This is a genomic window from Streptomyces sp. NPDC060028 (assembly GCF_042736725.1).
Lineage (GTDB): Bacteria > Actinomycetota > Actinomycetes > Streptomycetales > Streptomycetaceae > Streptomyces.
In genome coordinates this window covers 50,613-66,025 of sequence record NZ_JBHWVJ010000034.1, presented here as the reverse complement: position 1 = coordinate 66,025, position 15,413 = coordinate 50,613, and the positions used below count along the sequence as shown (strand labels likewise).

Here is a 15,413-nt window from a genome sequence, read left to right as displayed (position 1 = left end):
TACGACCCGCAGGGGTTGAAGAGTTGATTTGTCGATTTCCCGACCGCACGTCGGTGGCAGAGTGGGGCCTCGTCTCGGATCGGGTGTGACAACTTTCGCGCGTTCAGCGCTCGCGCGTGCGCGCGTGGCGGCGCGAGGCCTTCGCCCGGTTGCCGCAGGCGGCCATGGAGCGGGCGCTCTCGTCGGCGGGGTCCGCGACCGCGCGGGCCGGACCTCGCCGCCACCGCTTCACCGGGGGAGTACGACCAGGTAGGCGGCGGGCTCGCGGTCGCCGGAGGCCGTCAGGGCGGTCCGAACGACGGCGGCCTGCTGCTCGGGCCAGTCGCGGAGCTTGCGCGGGGTGATGTGCAGGACGCTCACCCCGAGCCGTTCCAGGGTCTCGCGCTTGCGCACGGACTCCGACCACTGCTCGTCCTCGCCCTGGCGCGGGGCGCGGGTGTCGATCTCCACGGCCACGGCGTGCTCGGGCCAGTACGCGTCGACCCCGCCCAGGTGCGGGCCGCCGGGCAGGCGCAGGTCGACGTTCCAGACCGGCTCGGGCAGGTCGAAGCCCCGTACGAGCCGGTAGAGCCGGTCCTCGGCGATGGCGCGGCCCTCGGCGAGCAGCGATTCGACCGCGTCCACCACGTGCGGCCGGTTCAGCAGCCGGGCGACCGTCAGCTCCCTTACGACGGCGCCGGGTTCGCAGTGCCCGCCGCGGACGGCCTCGCTGAGCAGGCGGCGCACGGTGGCGGCGTCGGAGAGCTGGGCGACCGCGTCGGCGAGGGCCCGCGCGACGGGGGCCACGGGCAGCCCGGTGACCTCCGTCGGGCGGGGCGGGGTGTGCGCGCGGACGATCCGCACGTCCCCGGTGGACCGCAGCCGCCGGGTGTTCGGCACGAGTACGTCGATGTGGCCGACGCCCAGCAGGGCGGGCGCGGAGGTGAACCGGTACAGCGCGAGCGCGGCCAGCCCGGTGATCATGGCTTCGTCGCCGCGCCGGCCGGCGTACAGCAGGGCGGCGTGCAGCCGCTCCTCGCTCGTCGCGGGCCCGGAGTGGAGCAGGAACACCCCGGGCAGGACCTGCTGCCAGGGCCGCTCGGCGGCTTCGGAGGCGGAGACTCCGTGCTCGCGGAGCTGCGCGAGGGAGAGCACGCGGGGGCGGGTGCCGGTGAGGTGGGCGAGGGGGAGGGGCGCGTTGTGGTTCATGACGCGGTGATTCCCTCAGGCCGTGGCCCTGCTAACGCCTGTTACATGCCCGTCGACAAATCCGGACAAGCCGGGGCTAAAGTACGGGCGTTCGACTGCCGATGGGGGATCCGCTCCCGGGGCCGCGGAGCCCCGGGAGCGCAACCGCGGGACTACTCGGCGGACGCCGCCGCGTCGCAGCGCTGCGCGCGCAGCGCGCGGGCCAGGTCGTCGCGGGACTCCAGCACCAGCCGCCGCAGCGCCGGCGCGGCCGACTCGTGCGCCGCGAGCCACGCGTCCGTCGCCTCGACCGTGGACTGCGAGTCCTGCAGCGACGGGTACAGCCCCCGCACCACGGTCATCGCGATCTGGATCGACCGCTCCGCCCAGACCCGCTCGATCACGGAGAAGTACCGCTCCTCGAAGGGCGCCAGCAGCTCCCGCTGCGACGGCTGCTCCATGCCCGCGACGGTCGCCTCCACCAGCGCGTTGGACAGGCTGTCCGACTCGACCACCGCCGCCCAGGCCTGGTCCTTCACCGCCGCCGACGGCCGGGCCGCCAGGCACCGCACCTGGTAGCGCTTGCCCGAGGCCGTGTCGTCCCGCGCCAGTTCCGCGGCCAGGACGCCCTCGTCCACCGCCCCGTGCGCGGCCAGCGGCAGCAGGAAGTCCCAGCGCAGCTCCTGGTCCACCTCGAGCCCGTCGATCCGCGCCGAACCGTCCAGCAGCCCCAGCAGCAGCTGGAAGTCGCCCTCCGTCGCCGCGCTCGCCGCGAAGAAGCGGGCCCAGGTGAGCTGGTGCTCCGAGCCCGGCTCCGCGAAGCGCAGCTCCTGGAGCGCGCACGCCGCCAGCACCCGCCCGCCCTGCTCGCGCCACTGGGAGGCCGCGTAGTGGGTGACCGCGGACAGCGCCTGCGTGTGCAGCATCTGCAGGACGCCGACGTCCGTCTCGCGGCCCGCGTGGGCCAGGACCATCGAGACGAAGTCCCGCGCCGGCATCAGCCCGTCACGCGTCAGGTTCCACAGCGCGGACCAGCACAGCGCCCGCGTCAGCGGGTCCGCCACATCGCCCAGGTGCGTCCGCAGGGTCTGCGCCGACCTCTCGTCGAAGCGCACCTTGCAGTAGGTGAGGTCCTCGTCGTTGACCAGCACCAGGTCGGGCCGCTCCTGCCCCGTCAGCTCGGCGACCACGCTGCGCGCGCCCGCCACGTCGGCCTCGGCCCGCGCGTACCGGACCAGGGAGCCGCCCTCCAGGCGGTAGAGCCCGACCGCGACCCGGTGCGGGCGCAGTTCGTCGCCGTCCTGGACCACCGCCAGCTCGGTCACCCGCCCGCCCGCGTCACAGGTCACCACCGGGGTCAGCGAGTTCACCCCGGCCGTCTGCAGCCAGGCGCGCGACCACTCGGCCATGTCCCGCCCGGAGACCTCCCCGAGCACCGACAGCAGGTCGTCCAGCGTCGTGTTCCCGTACGCGTTGGCCTTGAAGTACCGCCGCGAGCCCTCCAGGAACGCGTCCCGCCCGACGTACGCGACGAGCTGCTTGAGCACCGCCGCGCCCTTGGCGTACGTGATCCCGTCGAAGTTCAGCTTCGCGGCCTCGATGTCCGGGATGTCCGCCGTGATCGGGTGCGTGGACGGCAACTGGTCGGCGCGGTAGGCCCACGCCTTGCGGTTGTTGGCGAAGGTGACCCACGCCTGGTCGAAGCGGGTCGCCTCGACCAGCGCGAAGGAGCCCATGAAGTCCGCGAAGGACTCCTTCAGCCACAGGTCGTCCCACCACTGCATGGTGACCAGGTCGCCGAACCACATGTGCGCCATCTCGTGCAGGATCGTGTTCGCGCGCCGCTCGTAGGAGGCCTGCGTGACCTTCCCGCGGAAGATGTACTCCTCCCGGAAGGTCACCATCCCCGGGTTCTCCATCGCGCCCAGGTTGTACTCCGGCACGAAGGCCTGGTCGTACTTGCCGAAGGGGTACGGGTAGTCGAACAGCTCGTGGAAGAGGTCGAAGCCCTGCTTGGTGACGAGGAAGACGTCGTCCGCGTCGAAGTGCTTCGCGAGGCCCTTGCGGCACATCGCACCCAGCGGGATGGTCAGGTCCCCGCGCGTGTAGGTGTCCGTCACGTAGTGGTACGGCCCCGCCACCACGCAGGTGATGTACGTGGAGATGGGCGCGGTCTCGGCGAAGCGCCGGGTCTCGCCCTCGCGGGACTCCTCGACCCCGTTGCTCCACACCTGCCAGCCCTCGGGCGCGGTCACCTCGACGCGGTAGGGCGCCTTCAGGTCCGGCTGTTCGAAGTTCGCGTACACCCGCCGGGCATCGGCCGGCTCGTACTGGGTGTAGAGGTAGACCTCCCCGTCCTCGGGGTCCACGAAGCGGTGCATGCCCTCGCCGGTGCGGCTGTACGCGCAGTTCGCGTCCACCACGAGGAGGTTCTCGGCGGCCAGCCCGTCCAGGGCGATCCGCGAGCCGTCGAAGACGACGGCCGGGTCCAGCTCGCGCCCGTTGAGCGTGACGCTGTTGACCGAGGGGGCGACCAGGTCGACGAAGGTGGCGGGGGCGGTGGCCCGGAAGCGGATCTTCGTCACGGAGCGGAAGGTGCGGGGGCCCTCGGCCGGTTCGGCCTCGTCCACCGCGGACCTCAGGTCGAGGACGAGCTCGTAGCCGTCGACGGACAGCGACTCGGCCCGCTCGCGCGCCTCGTCACGGGACAGACTCTTGCCGGGCACATGTACTCCTCGGTGTGATCGCGAATCCTGACCTCACCGAATCCTGCCATGGGGAATGCGGCTGTATCCGGGCTGGTTCTGCAGGAGGAACGCTTCGACTTGAGGAGAGACATGGCCGACACCCAGGTGCGCGAGAAGACCCCGGTCGATTTCTGGTTCGACCCCCTCTGCCCCTGGGCCTGGATGACGTCCCGCTGGATGCTGGAGGTCGAGAAGGTCCGCGACGTCGAGGTCCGCTGGCACGTCATGAGCCTCGCCGTGCTGAACGAGAACAAGCTGGAGGAGCTGCCCGAGCGCTACCGCGAGCTGCTCGGCCCCAAGGGCTGGGCCCCCGTGCGCGTGGTCGTCGCCGCCCAGCAGAAGTTCGGCGACGAGGTCACCGGCAAGCTCTACACCGCACTCGGCACCCGTTTCCACAACGACGGCCAGGGCCCGACCCGCGAGGCGATCGCCGACGCGCTGGCCGAGCTGGACCTGCCCGCCGAGCTGATCCACTACGCCGACTCCGACGAGTACGACGAGGTGCTGCGCGCCTCTCACAACGACGGCATCGACCGCGTCGGCCAGGAGGTCGGCACCCCGGTCATCTCCGTGCCGGGAGCCGACGGCGCCGAGGTGGCCTTCTTCGGCCCGGTGGTCACCCCGGCCCCGCGCGGCGAGGCCGCCGCCCGGCTGTGGGACGGCACCCTGATGGTCGCCTCCATCCCCGGCTTCTACGAGATCAAGCGCACCCGCACCCAGGGCCCGTCCTTCGAGTAGCCCGGTGGACCCGCACGATGCGGAAGACCCCCGCGAGTCCTGTCCTCGTGGGGGTCTTCCGGTGGAAACGCCCGCGAGTGAAGGTTGAGAAGACGATCACGAAGCGGACGGCTTTCGGGCGGTGATCAGCCCTTTACGGTGATCAGCCCTTGACGGGGATCAGCAGCGGGGTGTTCGCCTTGGCGTCGGCGTGGCGCTTGGCCACGTCCTGCCAGTTGACGACGTTCCACATGGCCTCGATGAAGTCCACCTTCTGGTTCTTGTACTGCAAGTAGAAGGCGTGCTCCCAGGCGTCGAAGACGAGGACCGGCACGGAGGCCTGGCCGACGTTGCCCTGGTGGTCGTAGACCTGCTCCACGATCAGGCGGCCGCTGATGGGCTCGTACGCCAGCACGCCCCAGCCGGAGCCCTGCGTCGCGGAGGCCGCGAAGGTCAGCTGCTTCCTGAACTTGGCGAAGGAGCCGAAGGACTCGGTGAGCGCGTCGGCCAGGTCGCCCAGGCCGTCCGCGGCGGTGGGCTCGCCGCCGCCCTCGCCGGTCTTCGGGCTGGCCATGTTGTGCCAGTAGATGCTGTGCAGGATGTGGCCGGAGAGGTGGAACGCGAGGTTCTTCTCCAGACCGTTCAGCGCGCCCCAGTTCTCCTTGTCGCGCGCCTCCTCCAGCTGCTCCAGCGTGGAGTTGGCACCGGCGACGTAGGCCGCGTGGTGCTTGTCGTGGTGCAGCTCGATGATCTGTGGGTTGATCACCGGCTCCAGCGCCGCGTAGTCGTAAGGAAGCTCGGGAAGCGTGTAGATGGCCATGCGGGTGTCCGGTCCCCTCAGCGTGCCGAGTGCTTATTGCAAGTAATGTGCAACTGCACGCTAACAGTATCTACTCGGGTCGCCGACGCTGCATCACGTATCCGGCCGTGGCGAGGACGGCCGTCAGACCGCCGGTGAAGACCACCTGGACCCGCGTGTCCTGGTCGAGGGCCATCAGCAGCAGCACCCCGGCGACCGCGGCCAGCGCCACCCAGGTCAGGTAGGGGAAGCCCCACATCTTCACGACCAGCTTCCGCGGCGACTCCCGCTCCAGGCGGCGGCGCAGCAGGAACTGCGAGACGGCGATGAAGCCCCAGACGACGAGGATGACGCCGCCGACCATGTTGAGCAGCCAGGCGAAAAGGGTGTCCGGGTACCAGAACGACAGCAGCACGGTGACGAATCCGAAGCCCGAGGAGAGCAGCACCGCGCGGCGCGGCACCCCGCCGCCGACCTTGGCCAGCGCCTTGGGGCCCTGACCGCGGGAGACGAGGGAGTAGGCCATGCGCGAGGCGCCGTAGATGTTGGCGTTCATCGCGGAGAGCAGGGCGATGAGGATGACCACGTTCATGACCTGGCCGGCGTGCGGGATGCCCAGGTGGTCCAGGGTGGCCGCGTACGGGCCGGCCTCGGTCACCGCCGGGTCGTTCCACGGCAGCAGGGTGACGATCACCAGCATGGAGCCGATGTAGACCACCGCGATCCGCCACATGGTGGTCTTCACGGCCGTGGCCACGCCCTTGACCGGATCGTCGGACTCGGCTGCCGCGATGGTCACCGTCTCCAGGCCGCCGTACGCGACCACGGAGGCGAGCAGGCCCACCAGCAGGCCTTCCGTGCCGTTGGGCAGGAAGCCGCCGTCGTGCAGCAGATTGGCGGAGCCGGGGGACGCGGTGCCGGGCAGCAGGCCCAGGACGGCCAGGATGCCCAGGCCCAGGAAGAGGGTGATGGCGCCGATCTTGAGGGCGGCGAACCAGAACTCGAACTCGCCGAAGTGGGAGACGGCGGCCAGGTTGCTCCCGGTGAAGACCAGCATGAAGAGCAGGACCCACATCCAGGCGGGGGTGCCTGGGAACCATCCGGTCATGATGTGCGCGGCACCGATGGCCTCGATGGCGACGCCCACGCACAGCAGTGTCCAGAACATCCAGCCCGCCGTGAAGCCCGCCCAGGGGCCGATGGCCCGCTCCGCGTGCACCGAGAAGGAGCCGGAGGCGGGGTTGGCGGCGGACATCTCGCCGAGCATCCGCATCACGAACATCACGAGCAGGCCGGACACGGCGTACGCGATGACGATCGAGGGACCGGCGGCCGCGATGCCGGCGCCGGAGCCCACGAAGAGCCCGGCGCCGATGACCCCGCCGAGGCCGATCATCGAGAGGTGGCGCTGCTTGAGTCCGTTGCCGAGGGGGGATCCGGCTCCGGACTGCGGCGGGGCCTGGGATTCGGGGGGTGTGATGGTGCGCTGGCTCATGCGGGCAAGTCTGCCCACCGTCCGATAATCGGACGGATCCTGTCCATGATCCGGACACCGGACTCACTGCCCGTGATCCCTCTCGTACGAGAGACCCGTCAGGCGGCCCGGCGGGCCCGGATCTCGCGCACGCCCGCCACCACCAGCACCGCCGCGGCCGCGCCGGAGGACCACAGCAGCTGCGGCCGCGCCGAGTCGTCGAACAGCATCAGCACCAGCACCACCGCCATCCCGATCAGCGCCGCCCACGTCGCGTACGGGAACAGCCACATCGGCAGCGTCAGCCGCTCGGGCATGTCCCGCTCGATCCTGGAGCGCAGCCTCAGCTGCGAGACGGCGATCAGCGCCCACACGAACAGCAGCACCGCGCCGACCGCGTTGAGCATGTAGAGGAAGATCGTGTCCGGCCACAGCAGGTTCAGCACCACCGACACGAACCCGAAGGCCACCGACGCGAACACCGCCCGGCGCGGCACCCCGCTGCCCGAGACCTTCAGCAGTGCGCCCGGCGCCTCGCCCCGCTCGGCCAGCGAGAACACCATGCGCGAGGAGCCGTAGAGGTTCGCGTTCAGCGCCGACAGCAGCGCCACGAACACCACGATGTTCATGATCTGGCCGGCCGCGGGGATGCCGATGGAGTCCAGGACGGCGACGTACGGGCTCTCGCCCGGCTTCAGCGAGTCCCACGGCAGCAGGGTCACGATGACCAGCATCGAGCCGACGTAGAAGAAGAGGATGCGCCACACGGCGCTGCGCACCGCGCGGGCCACGGACCGGGCCGGGTCGTCGGACTCGGCGGCCGCGATGGTGACGACCTCCAGACCGCCGAAGGCGAAGACGACCGCGAGCATGCCGGCGACCACGCCGCCCATGCCCTGCGGGAAGAAGCCCCCGTGGCCGCTCAGGTTGGCCGTGCCGATCGGATCCGTGTCGGGCAGCAGGCCGAAGATCGCCAGGGTCCCCAGGATGAGGAACAGCACGATCGCGCCGACCTTGAGGGCGGCGAACCAGAACTCGAACTCGCCGAAATTGCGCACCGCGGCCAGGTTGGTCACGGTGAAGACCACCATGAAGATCAGCACCCACACCCACTGGTCGACCGCGGGCAGCCAGCCGTTCGCGATCTTCGCCGCGCCGGTCGCCTCCACGGCGAGCACCACGACCAGCAGGAACCAGTACAGCCAGCCCGCCGAGAAACCGGCCCAGCGCCCCAGGGCCTTCTCCGCGTAGACCGAGAAGGAGCCGGAGGCGGGCATCGCGGCCGACATCTCGCCGAGCATCCGCATCACGAGCATTGCGAGCACGCCCGCGAGGAGGTACGAGCAGATGATCGCGGGACCGGCGATGCCGATGCCGGCGCCGGAGCCGACGAAGAGCCCGGCGCCGATCACGCCGCCGAGGCCCAGCATGGTCAGGTGACGCTGCTTGAGGCTGTGGCTCAGGGGCTCCGGGGAACCCGCGGGCAGGCCGCCCGCGGTGACGTTCGGGTCGGGCAGGTGGTCGCGCATGAGGGGATGCTCGTACTCTCGGTCGGCCAAGCGGCGCTGGGGGCTGCACAAGGGATTGGCGGGAACCTACAGTCTCCCTGGAGGACGCCCGCAGGAGCAAAAAGGACGTGTCTTCGAATGTGGCCCGTGACACGGATCACTTCAACTCGGGTGTAAGTCCGGGTCTTTGTCCGGTCCCCACGAAACCGGGGAGTACGGCTTTGTCCCGGGCGACGGTGGGGCGGCGGCGCGTCCCGCACTAACGTCGGTGATCGTCCCGTCACCCACCACCTCGCGGAGTCCCGATGAGCACTGCTTCCGTCTCCTTCCGGCCCGGCGCCGTCCTCGCCGACCTGCTGCCCGCGAGCCGCGTCCGCGACATCGCGCTCGTCGCCGGCGGAGCCGCACTCACCGGCCTGGCCGCGCAGATCGCCGTGCCCGTCCCCGGCTCGCCGGTCCCCGTCACCGGGCAGACCTTCGCCGCCCTGCTGGTGGGCACCGCCTTCGGCGCCCGGCGCGGCTTCCTCTCGCTCGCCCTGTACGCCCTCGTCGGCATGGCCGGCGTGCCGTGGTTCGCGGGCGGCACCTCCGGCGCGGGCGGCGCCTCCTTCGGCTACGTGCTCGGCATGCTGCTCGCCGCCACCCTCGTCGGCGCCCTCGCGCGGCGCGGCGCCGACCGCTCGGTGCCGCGTACGGCGGCCACGATGGTGCTCGGCTCGGCCGTCATCTACGCGGTGGGCGTGCCCTACCTGATGGCCGCCACCGGGATGTCGGCGAGTGCGGCCGTCGCGGCCGGCCTGACCCCGTTCCTGATCGGCGACGCGCTCAAGGCCGCGCTGGCGATGGGTGTGCTGCCGGCCGCCTGGAAGCTGGTGGGCCGCCGCGGCTGACGCGCCCCGCTCGTGCAGCAGCCCCGGACCGCGAGCGGCGGTCCGGGGCTGCTGTCGTTCGTACGGGACTGGCGTTACGGGACTAGGCGCGCGCCGCGGCCTTGCGGCGGACGTCGCGCACCACGCCGATGACCAGCACGACGGCCGCCACCAGCAGGGAGAGCATGACCGTCTCGCGGTTGTCCTTGTCGTAGACCATGTAGGCCAGGACGAAGGTGATCATCGCGGCGGTGGCCCAGGTCAGGTACGGGAAGAGCCACATCTTGACGGTCAGCTTCTCCGGCGACTCGCGCACCAGGATCTTGCGCATCCGCAGCTGGGTCAGGCAGATGACCAGCCACACGAAGAGCGCGATGGCGCCCGACGAGTTCAGCAGGAAGTTGAAGACGGTGTCCTTGTAGGCGTAGTTGAAGTAGACGGCGACGAAGCCGAAGACCACGGAGCCCAGGATGGCGGCCGTCGGCACGCCCCGCTTGCTCACCTTGGCGAAGACCTTCGGGGCGTCACCGCGCTCACCCAGCGAGAACGCCATGCGGGAGGCGGTGTAGAGGCCCGAGTTCAGGCAGGACAGCACGGCCGTCAGGACGATCACGTTCATGATCTGTCCGGCGTGCGCGATGCCGATCGAGTCCAGGGCGGCGACGTACGAGCCCTTCTCGACGATCGACTTGTCGTTCCACGGCAGCAGGGTGAGCACGATGAAGATCGAGCCCAGGTAGAAGACGCCGATGCGCCAGATCACCGAGTTGGTGGCCTTGGTGACCGCGCGGCGCGGGTCCTCGGACTCGCCGGCGGCCAGGGTGACGATCTCGCTGCCCATGAAGGAGAAGACGACCATCAGCACACCGGTCAGGACCGAGCCCCAGCCGTTCGGCATGAACCCGCCGGCGTCGGTGAGGTGCGCGAAGCCCGCGCCCGGGTTGTCCGAGCCCGGCAGCACGCCGAAGACGGCGAGCATGCCGATGATCACGAACGCGCCGATGGCGACGACCTTGATGCCCGCGAACCAGAACTCGAACTCGCCGTAGGAGGCGACGGAGCCGAGGTTCGTGACGGTCAGCACGGCCATCACGATCAGTGCCCAGGCCCACTGCGGGACGGCCGGAACCCAGCCTTCGAGGATCACGGCGCCCGCGGTGGCCTCCACGGCCAGGACGACGACCCAGAAGAACCAGTACAGCCAGCCGATGGAGAAGCCGGCCCAGCGGCCGAGCGCACGGTCGGCGTAGGCGGAGAAGGAGCCCGAGTTCGGGCTGGCGGCGGCCATCTCGCCGAGCATCCGCATCACGAAGACGACCATCGCGCCGACCAGCGCGTAGGAGATCAGGATGGCGGGGCCGGTCTTGGCTATACCGCCACCGGAGCCGACGAACAGGCCGGCGCCGATGACGCCGCCGATGGCGATCATGGACAGGTGGCGGTTCTTGAGACCGGCCTTCAAACCGTCGGAGGGCTGGGACGAACCGGGTTCACCGGTCGGGTCGCCTGCCTTCTGAAGGGTCGTCGTGGAGCTCATGGACGGATCCTTAGGTTCTCGGATTGCGAGCCCCGGCATTCAAACCTGAGATGAACGCAGGGCGGAAGACCCCAATCCGGATCGTTGCGTAGGGACGAACGTCCAGGATCTTGGTCCGCGGTGTCCCATCTGCGTTCTTTGGGTTTACTTGAGCTTTAGAAGTGACTTACGCGACACCCGCTGCGGGCCGCCGGGCCCGCTCGTGCCACACTCGACCCATGCGCGTGTACCTCGGATCCGACCATGCCGGCTTTGAGCTCAAGAACCACCTGGTGGACTGGCTCAAGAACAACGGCCACGAGCCCGTCGACTGCGGGCCCCACATCTACGACGCGGTGGACGACTACCCGCCGTTCTGCCTGCGCGCCGCGGAGAAGACCGCCGCCGACGCCGGCAGCCTCGGCATCGTGATCGGCGGCTCCGGCAACGGCGAGCAGATCGCCGCGAACAAGGTCAAGGGCATCCGCGCCATCCTCGCGTGGAGCGTCCAGACCGCCGAGCTGGGCCGCGAGCACAACAACGCCAACGTCATCTCCGTCGGCGGCCGCATGCACACCGAGGACGAGGTCGTCAGCTTCGTCGACGCCTTCCTGAAGACCCCGTACTCCGACGAGGAGCGCCACACCCGCCGCATCGACATGCTCTCGGCGTACGAGCAGACCGGCGAGCTCCCCCCGATCCCGGCCCACCACCCGCAGGGCTGATTCCGCCGGGCCGTGCCTCCGGGATCCCCGGGGGCACGGCCGTTTTCGTGTTCAAGGAGTACAGCCGTGCCCGAGGGGCATACGATCCACCGCCTCGCCGAGGACCACCTGCACCGGTTCGCCGGCCGGGAGGTCGCCGTCAGCAGCCCCCAGGGCCGGTTCGCCGAGAGCGCCGCCCTGCTCGACGGGCGGATCCTGGACGGGGTCGACGCCCACGGCAAGCACCTCTTCCTGGGCTTCCAGGGCAGCGGCTGGATCCACATCCACCTCGGGCTCTTCGGCAAGTACGCCCTCGGCCCCGCGCCGGCCCCGCCGGCCACCGACACCGTCCGGCTGCGCCTGGCCAACGACGACTGGTATGCGGACCTGCGCGGCCCGACCACCTGCGCGTGGATCACGGACGAGGAGAAGCGGGCCGTGAGCGACCGGCTCGGCCCGGACCCGCTGCGGGGCGGCGACGACCCGGAGCGCGCCTGGGCCCGGATCTCCCGCTCGCGGACCACCATCGCCGCGCTGCTCATGGACCAGAAGATCGTCGCGGGCGTCGGCAACGTCTACCGCGCCGAGGTCCTCTTCCGCCACGGCATCGACCCGTACCGGCTCGGCAAGGACCTCGCGCGCGGCGAATGGGACGCGATGTGGGCGGACCTGGCCGCGCTGATGCGCGAGGGCGTACGGAACAACCGCATCGACACGGTCCGCGACGAGCACCTCCCCGAGACCATGGGCCGCCCGCCGCGGGTGGACGACCACGGCGGCGAGGTGTACGTCTACCGACGGGCGAACATGCCCTGCCACATCTGCGGGGGCGAGATCCGCACCGCCGGTCTCGCCGCCCGCAACCTCTTCTGGTGCCCGGGGTGCCAGAAGCGCTAGCGCCGGCCGCCGCCTAGATGATCAATTCCAAGGGGTCGTCTGGCTGCCCGCAGTCGGGCTTGGTGTGGTTCCGAGGGGCGGTCACCAATTTCGGTGCACGGTTGCCTTGCTGCCGGTCACCAGGCTTGCGGGTGGAACGTCATCGGCCACGACCGCGCCCGCGGCGACCACGGCGTCACGGCCGATGCTGACGCCGGGCAGGATCGTGGCACCGGCACCGATCCACACGTTCTCCGCGACGTCGATGGGTGCGCCGGTGAGGTACAGCCGCCGCTCCTCGGGATCAACGGGGTGGCCGCTGGTGATGAACGTGACCTTCGGTCCGATCATCACGCGCTCGCCGATACGGATGCCGGCGTAGTCCAGGAAGGTGCAGTTCTGGTTGATGAAGACGCGGTCGGCGAGGTCGAGGTTCAGGCCGTGGTCCGTGTAGAAGGGCGGATAGATCGTGGCTCTCGGCGGCAGCGGCTTGCCGAGGATCTGCTCGAACAGCTCCGCCTTGCCCGCTTCGTCTTCGAAAGGCAGGACGTTCAGGCGGGAGGTGAGCTCGGTGACCCGCAGGACCCTCGCGGACATGGCCTGGAACTCGGCGCTGTGGATGCGCATGAGACGGTCGCTGGACATGCCGCGATCCCTTCTGTGCAGCGGTGACGGGGCAACTCCCCGGGTGATCAAAGTCAAGGGTGCCGTCGGGAATGAAAACGAGGGCGCCCAAGATCGTTTTGTGACGAACAACCTGGACACCCTCGCGACGGCACTCTATGTGAAGACAGATGACCTGCTGAAAGCGTGCCCGCAACTGACGCCATGGCGTCCGGCGGTGGGGATCGCCCGCAGCTCACCGACGCCGAACTCGTCACGCTGGCGATGATGCAGGCCATGCTCGGCTTCACCTCCGAGGCCAGGTGGCTCCGGCACGCCCGCGTAAACCTGCGGCACCTCTTCCCGTACCTGCCCCAGCAGCCCGGCTACAACAAGCGCTGCGCAAGGCCGCCGGGCTGCTGCGGCAGGTCACCCGGCTGCTGGCCGCCGACACCTCCGTGTGGAGCGACGACGTGTGGATCGTGGACTCCACGCCGGTGGAATGCGGCCGTTCCCGCAAGACCGTCAAACGCTCAGACCTGGCCGGATGGGCCGAGTACGGATACTGCGCCAGCCACAGCCGCTTCTTCTGGGGCCTGCGCCTGCACCTGGTCTGCACCCTCCAGGGCCTGCCTGTCGCGTTCGCCCTGACCGGCGCCAAGGCCGACGAACGCGAAACCCTGCTGGACCTGCTCGCCGCCGAACCGGACCTGACCGCCACCCGCCCTGGACAGACACTGATCGGCGACAAGAACTACTTCGGCCGCGCTTTGAGCACCAGCTGGCCGAACAGGACATCCGGCTGCTGCGACCGGCCCGCAAGGGCGAGCCGGAACGGCCCGGCGCTCAGCTGTTCAAGCCGTTACGACAGGTCATCGAGTCGGTCAACGAGACCTTCAAGGGGCAACTCAACCTCGAACAGCACCGAGGCCGCACACCCGCCGGCGTGATCACCCGCGTCCTGCAGCGCGTCCTCGCACTGGCCGCCGCGATCTGGCACAACGACCACACCGGCCAGCCCGTCCTCCGCTCACTGATCGACTACGACCACTAGCCCCTTGGAATTGATCATCTAGTGCTGTGACCGGAAGGTTCACAGCACTAGAAGCCGTGCGGGAGCCAGGGCGACACGTCGCCCGCGAAGGCGCGGGAGACCTCCGCCACCGCAGCCGGGCGCAGCTCGCGTACGCGGCCGGCCGCCGCCAGGGAGGTGAGGGTGACCCCGCCCAGGTACGCGGAGCCGAGTTCGCGCACCGGCAGCTCCAGCTCCGCCGGCGCGTCCGTACGCGTACAGGCGACCCGGCCCCCGGCGTCGGCAGCGAGCCGCCAGCGGCCCTCGTTCCACGGGCAGAAGGCGTCCTCGACCTGGATGACCACGTCCAGCGGGGTCCCGTACGCCCGGGCCTCCAGCGCCGCGGGCAGGTCCACCAGCCGCACGTGCAGCGCGTCCCGCTGCCGGGCCTGGGTCCGCCGGATGTCGCTGACCAGGTGCAGCACCGGATCGTCCACGGGCCGCCCGTACGCCTGCACCCGCCAGGTCAGGTCGATGTCGAAGAAGTACCGCCACAGCGCCGCGTACGCCGCCGGATCCAGCGCCTCCACCTGCTGGACCCGGACCTTGCCGTCCGAACCGCTCTGCTCCCAGTCGGCCTTGACCCGGTAGCGGGCGTACCCGACGACCTCGCCGTCCGGCCCCTCGGCCACCACGCACTTCAGCGGGGAGGCGCCCTCCCGCATGGCCGCCGGGTCCAGCAGACCCAGCCGCTCCCAGCCCGGCTGCCGGGCCGGCATCCCGGGGCGCCGGGTGACGAGCTCGGCGTACACCCGCTCGCAGTCGGCCAGCGCCTTCAGCGGATCGACGAGCCGCAGCCGTACGTCGTCGGTCCCCGGCGGCACGGAGAGCGCCACCCGGGTGGTGTCGATGTCGACGGTCATGGCGTACGCCGCGGTGCCGTAGCCGAAACGCCCGTAGATCGCCGGATCCGAGGCCGTCAGCACGGCGATCGGTTCGCCACCCGCCCGGACGTCGTCCAATTGGCGGCGCATCAACGAGGTCAGCACCCCGCGCCGGCGGTGGGTGGGGGAGACGCCCACCATCGTGACCCCGGCGGCCGGGACCAGCGCGCCGCCCGGCACCGAGAGGCGGAAGGAGAACGCGCCGGCCGAGCCCACACAGTTTTCGCCGTCCCAGACCCCGAGAGAACGTTCCGTCTCCGTCAGCGACTTGTAGAGTTTCCGCTCCGCGGGAGACTCGGGCACGCCGCCGAACGCCAGTTCCAGGTGGTCGTACCAGACATCCCACTCATCAGCTTGCAATTCGCGCATCTCAAGAGCCATACGGCCATCCCTATCAGGGCATTCCGTCCCGGTCGAAGCCTTTTCCGCCGCAGACGGACCCCAGGTGCGGGGGTACCCCTGCGCGCTCACAGCGAG

Annotated in this window: 13 protein-coding genes and 1 pseudogene; 5 read left to right on the top strand and 9 right to left on the bottom strand. The window is 70.3% G+C overall.

Annotated features, from left to right (window positions below):
- Positions 1-103: 103 nt before the first annotated feature.
- From ACFWBF_RS19030 to pepN, 3 genes are all read right to left on the bottom strand, one after another.
- Positions 104-232 (bottom strand): hypothetical protein, encoded by a 129-nt coding sequence (locus tag ACFWBF_RS19030; RefSeq protein WP_385602824.1) that lies wholly within the window; start codon positions 230-232, stop codon positions 104-106.
- The gene (locus ACFWBF_RS19025) at positions 229-1,188 is read right to left on the bottom strand and encodes a hypothetical protein (protein ID WP_385602821.1); all 960 of its coding nucleotides are present in this window, start codon (positions 1,186-1,188) and stop codon (positions 229-231) included. The genes ACFWBF_RS19030 and ACFWBF_RS19025 overlap by 4 nt, the downstream gene beginning before the upstream one ends.
- 152 nt (positions 1,189-1,340) lie before the next feature.
- Positions 1,341-3,893: an aminopeptidase N gene (gene pepN, locus ACFWBF_RS19020; RefSeq protein ID WP_385602818.1), complete on the bottom strand. Its 2,553-nt coding sequence runs from the start codon at positions 3,891-3,893 to the stop codon at positions 1,341-1,343.
- Between the two features lie 111 nt (positions 3,894-4,004).
- On the opposite strand from pepN, the gene ACFWBF_RS19015 reads away from it, so the two are divergent.
- The gene (locus ACFWBF_RS19015) at positions 4,005-4,652 is read left to right on the top strand and encodes a DsbA family protein (protein ID WP_385602816.1); all 648 of its coding nucleotides are present in this window, start codon (positions 4,005-4,007) and stop codon (positions 4,650-4,652) included.
- A 142-nt stretch (positions 4,653-4,794) separates the two neighbouring features.
- Here ACFWBF_RS19015 and ACFWBF_RS19010 read toward each other — a convergent pair whose 3' ends face one another.
- The 3 genes from ACFWBF_RS19010 to ACFWBF_RS19000 all read right to left on the bottom strand — a co-directional run bounded on the left by ACFWBF_RS19010 (position 4,795) and on the right by ACFWBF_RS19000 (position 8,433).
- On the bottom strand, positions 4,795-5,451 hold the full coding sequence (locus tag ACFWBF_RS19010) for a superoxide dismutase (protein WP_385602813.1): 657 nt from the start codon (positions 5,449-5,451) through the stop codon (positions 4,795-4,797).
- Between the two features lie 70 nt (positions 5,452-5,521).
- Complete coding sequence (locus tag ACFWBF_RS19005; RefSeq protein ID WP_385602810.1) at positions 5,522-6,925, bottom strand: amino acid permease; 1,404 nt, start codon at positions 6,923-6,925, stop codon at positions 5,522-5,524.
- 98 nt (positions 6,926-7,023) lie between these two features.
- Entirely contained in the window at positions 7,024-8,433 is a 1,410-nt protein-coding gene (locus ACFWBF_RS19000; protein ID WP_385602806.1) for an amino acid permease, read from the bottom strand.
- A gap of 284 nt (positions 8,434-8,717) precedes the next feature.
- Here ACFWBF_RS19000 and ACFWBF_RS18995 point away from each other — a divergent pair, with 284 nt between their 5' ends.
- Positions 8,718-9,302, top strand: coding sequence for a biotin transporter BioY (locus ACFWBF_RS18995; RefSeq protein ID WP_385602804.1), 585 nt, complete (start codon positions 8,718-8,720; stop codon positions 9,300-9,302).
- An 82-nt stretch (positions 9,303-9,384) separates the two neighbouring features.
- Here ACFWBF_RS18995 and ACFWBF_RS18990 read toward each other — a convergent pair whose 3' ends face one another.
- Complete coding sequence (locus ACFWBF_RS18990) at positions 9,385-10,818, bottom strand: amino acid permease (protein ID WP_385602801.1); 1,434 nt, start codon at positions 10,816-10,818, stop codon at positions 9,385-9,387.
- Positions 10,819-11,036: 218 nt separating this feature from the next.
- On the opposite strand from ACFWBF_RS18990, the gene ACFWBF_RS18985 reads away from it, so the two are divergent.
- Positions 11,037-11,522, top strand: coding sequence for a ribose-5-phosphate isomerase (locus ACFWBF_RS18985; protein WP_385602798.1), 486 nt, complete (start codon positions 11,037-11,039; stop codon positions 11,520-11,522).
- 66 nt (positions 11,523-11,588) lie between these two features.
- Entirely contained in the window at positions 11,589-12,398 is an 810-nt protein-coding gene (locus ACFWBF_RS18980; protein WP_385602795.1) for an Fpg/Nei family DNA glycosylase, read from the top strand.
- 81 nt (positions 12,399-12,479) lie between these two features.
- Here ACFWBF_RS18980 and ACFWBF_RS18975 read toward each other — a convergent pair whose 3' ends face one another.
- The gene (locus ACFWBF_RS18975; protein WP_385602792.1) at positions 12,480-13,022 is read right to left on the bottom strand and encodes a DapH/DapD/GlmU-related protein; all 543 of its coding nucleotides are present in this window, start codon (positions 13,020-13,022) and stop codon (positions 12,480-12,482) included.
- A gap of 100 nt (positions 13,023-13,122) precedes the next feature.
- On the opposite strand from ACFWBF_RS18975, the pseudogene ACFWBF_RS18970 reads away from it, so the two are divergent.
- Positions 13,123-14,034, top strand: a pseudogene (locus ACFWBF_RS18970) (IS982 family transposase).
- 47 nt (positions 14,035-14,081) lie between these two features.
- Here the strand turns inward: ACFWBF_RS18970 and ACFWBF_RS18965 are convergent.
- Positions 14,082-15,317 carry a GNAT family N-acetyltransferase gene (locus ACFWBF_RS18965; RefSeq protein ID WP_385602789.1) on the bottom strand — a complete coding sequence of 412 codons (1,236 nt, stop codon included), beginning with the start codon at positions 15,315-15,317 and terminating at the stop codon, positions 14,082-14,084.
- Positions 15,318-15,413: the final 96 nt, after the last annotated feature.

Bases quoted from the DNA above. Each gene is read 5' to 3' on its own strand.
- ACFWBF_RS19025 (WP_385602821.1), bottom strand. From the start codon at position 1,188: ATGAACCACAACGCGCCCCTCCCCCTCGCCCACCTCACCGGCACCCGC.
- ACFWBF_RS19015 (WP_385602816.1), top strand. From the start codon at position 4,005: ATGGCCGACACCCAGGTGCGCGAGAAGACCCCGGTCGATTTCTGGTTC.
- ACFWBF_RS19010 (WP_385602813.1), bottom strand. From the start codon at position 5,451: ATGGCCATCTACACGCTTCCCGAGCTTCCTTACGACTACGCGGCGCTG.
- ACFWBF_RS19005 (WP_385602810.1), bottom strand. From the start codon at position 6,925: ATGAGCCAGCGCACCATCACACCCCCCGAATCCCAGGCCCCGCCGCAG.
- ACFWBF_RS19000 (WP_385602806.1), bottom strand. From the start codon at position 8,433: ATGCGCGACCACCTGCCCGACCCGAACGTCACCGCGGGCGGCCTGCCC.
- ACFWBF_RS18995 (WP_385602804.1), top strand. From the start codon at position 8,718: ATGAGCACTGCTTCCGTCTCCTTCCGGCCCGGCGCCGTCCTCGCCGAC.
- ACFWBF_RS18990 (WP_385602801.1), bottom strand. From the start codon at position 10,818: ATGAGCTCCACGACGACCCTTCAGAAGGCAGGCGACCCGACCGGTGAA.
- ACFWBF_RS18985 (WP_385602798.1), top strand. From the start codon at position 11,037: ATGCGCGTGTACCTCGGATCCGACCATGCCGGCTTTGAGCTCAAGAAC.
- ACFWBF_RS18975 (WP_385602792.1), bottom strand. From the start codon at position 13,022: ATGTCCAGCGACCGTCTCATGCGCATCCACAGCGCCGAGTTCCAGGCC.
- ACFWBF_RS18965 (WP_385602789.1), bottom strand. From the start codon at position 15,317: ATGGCTCTTGAGATGCGCGAATTGCAAGCTGATGAGTGGGATGTCTGG.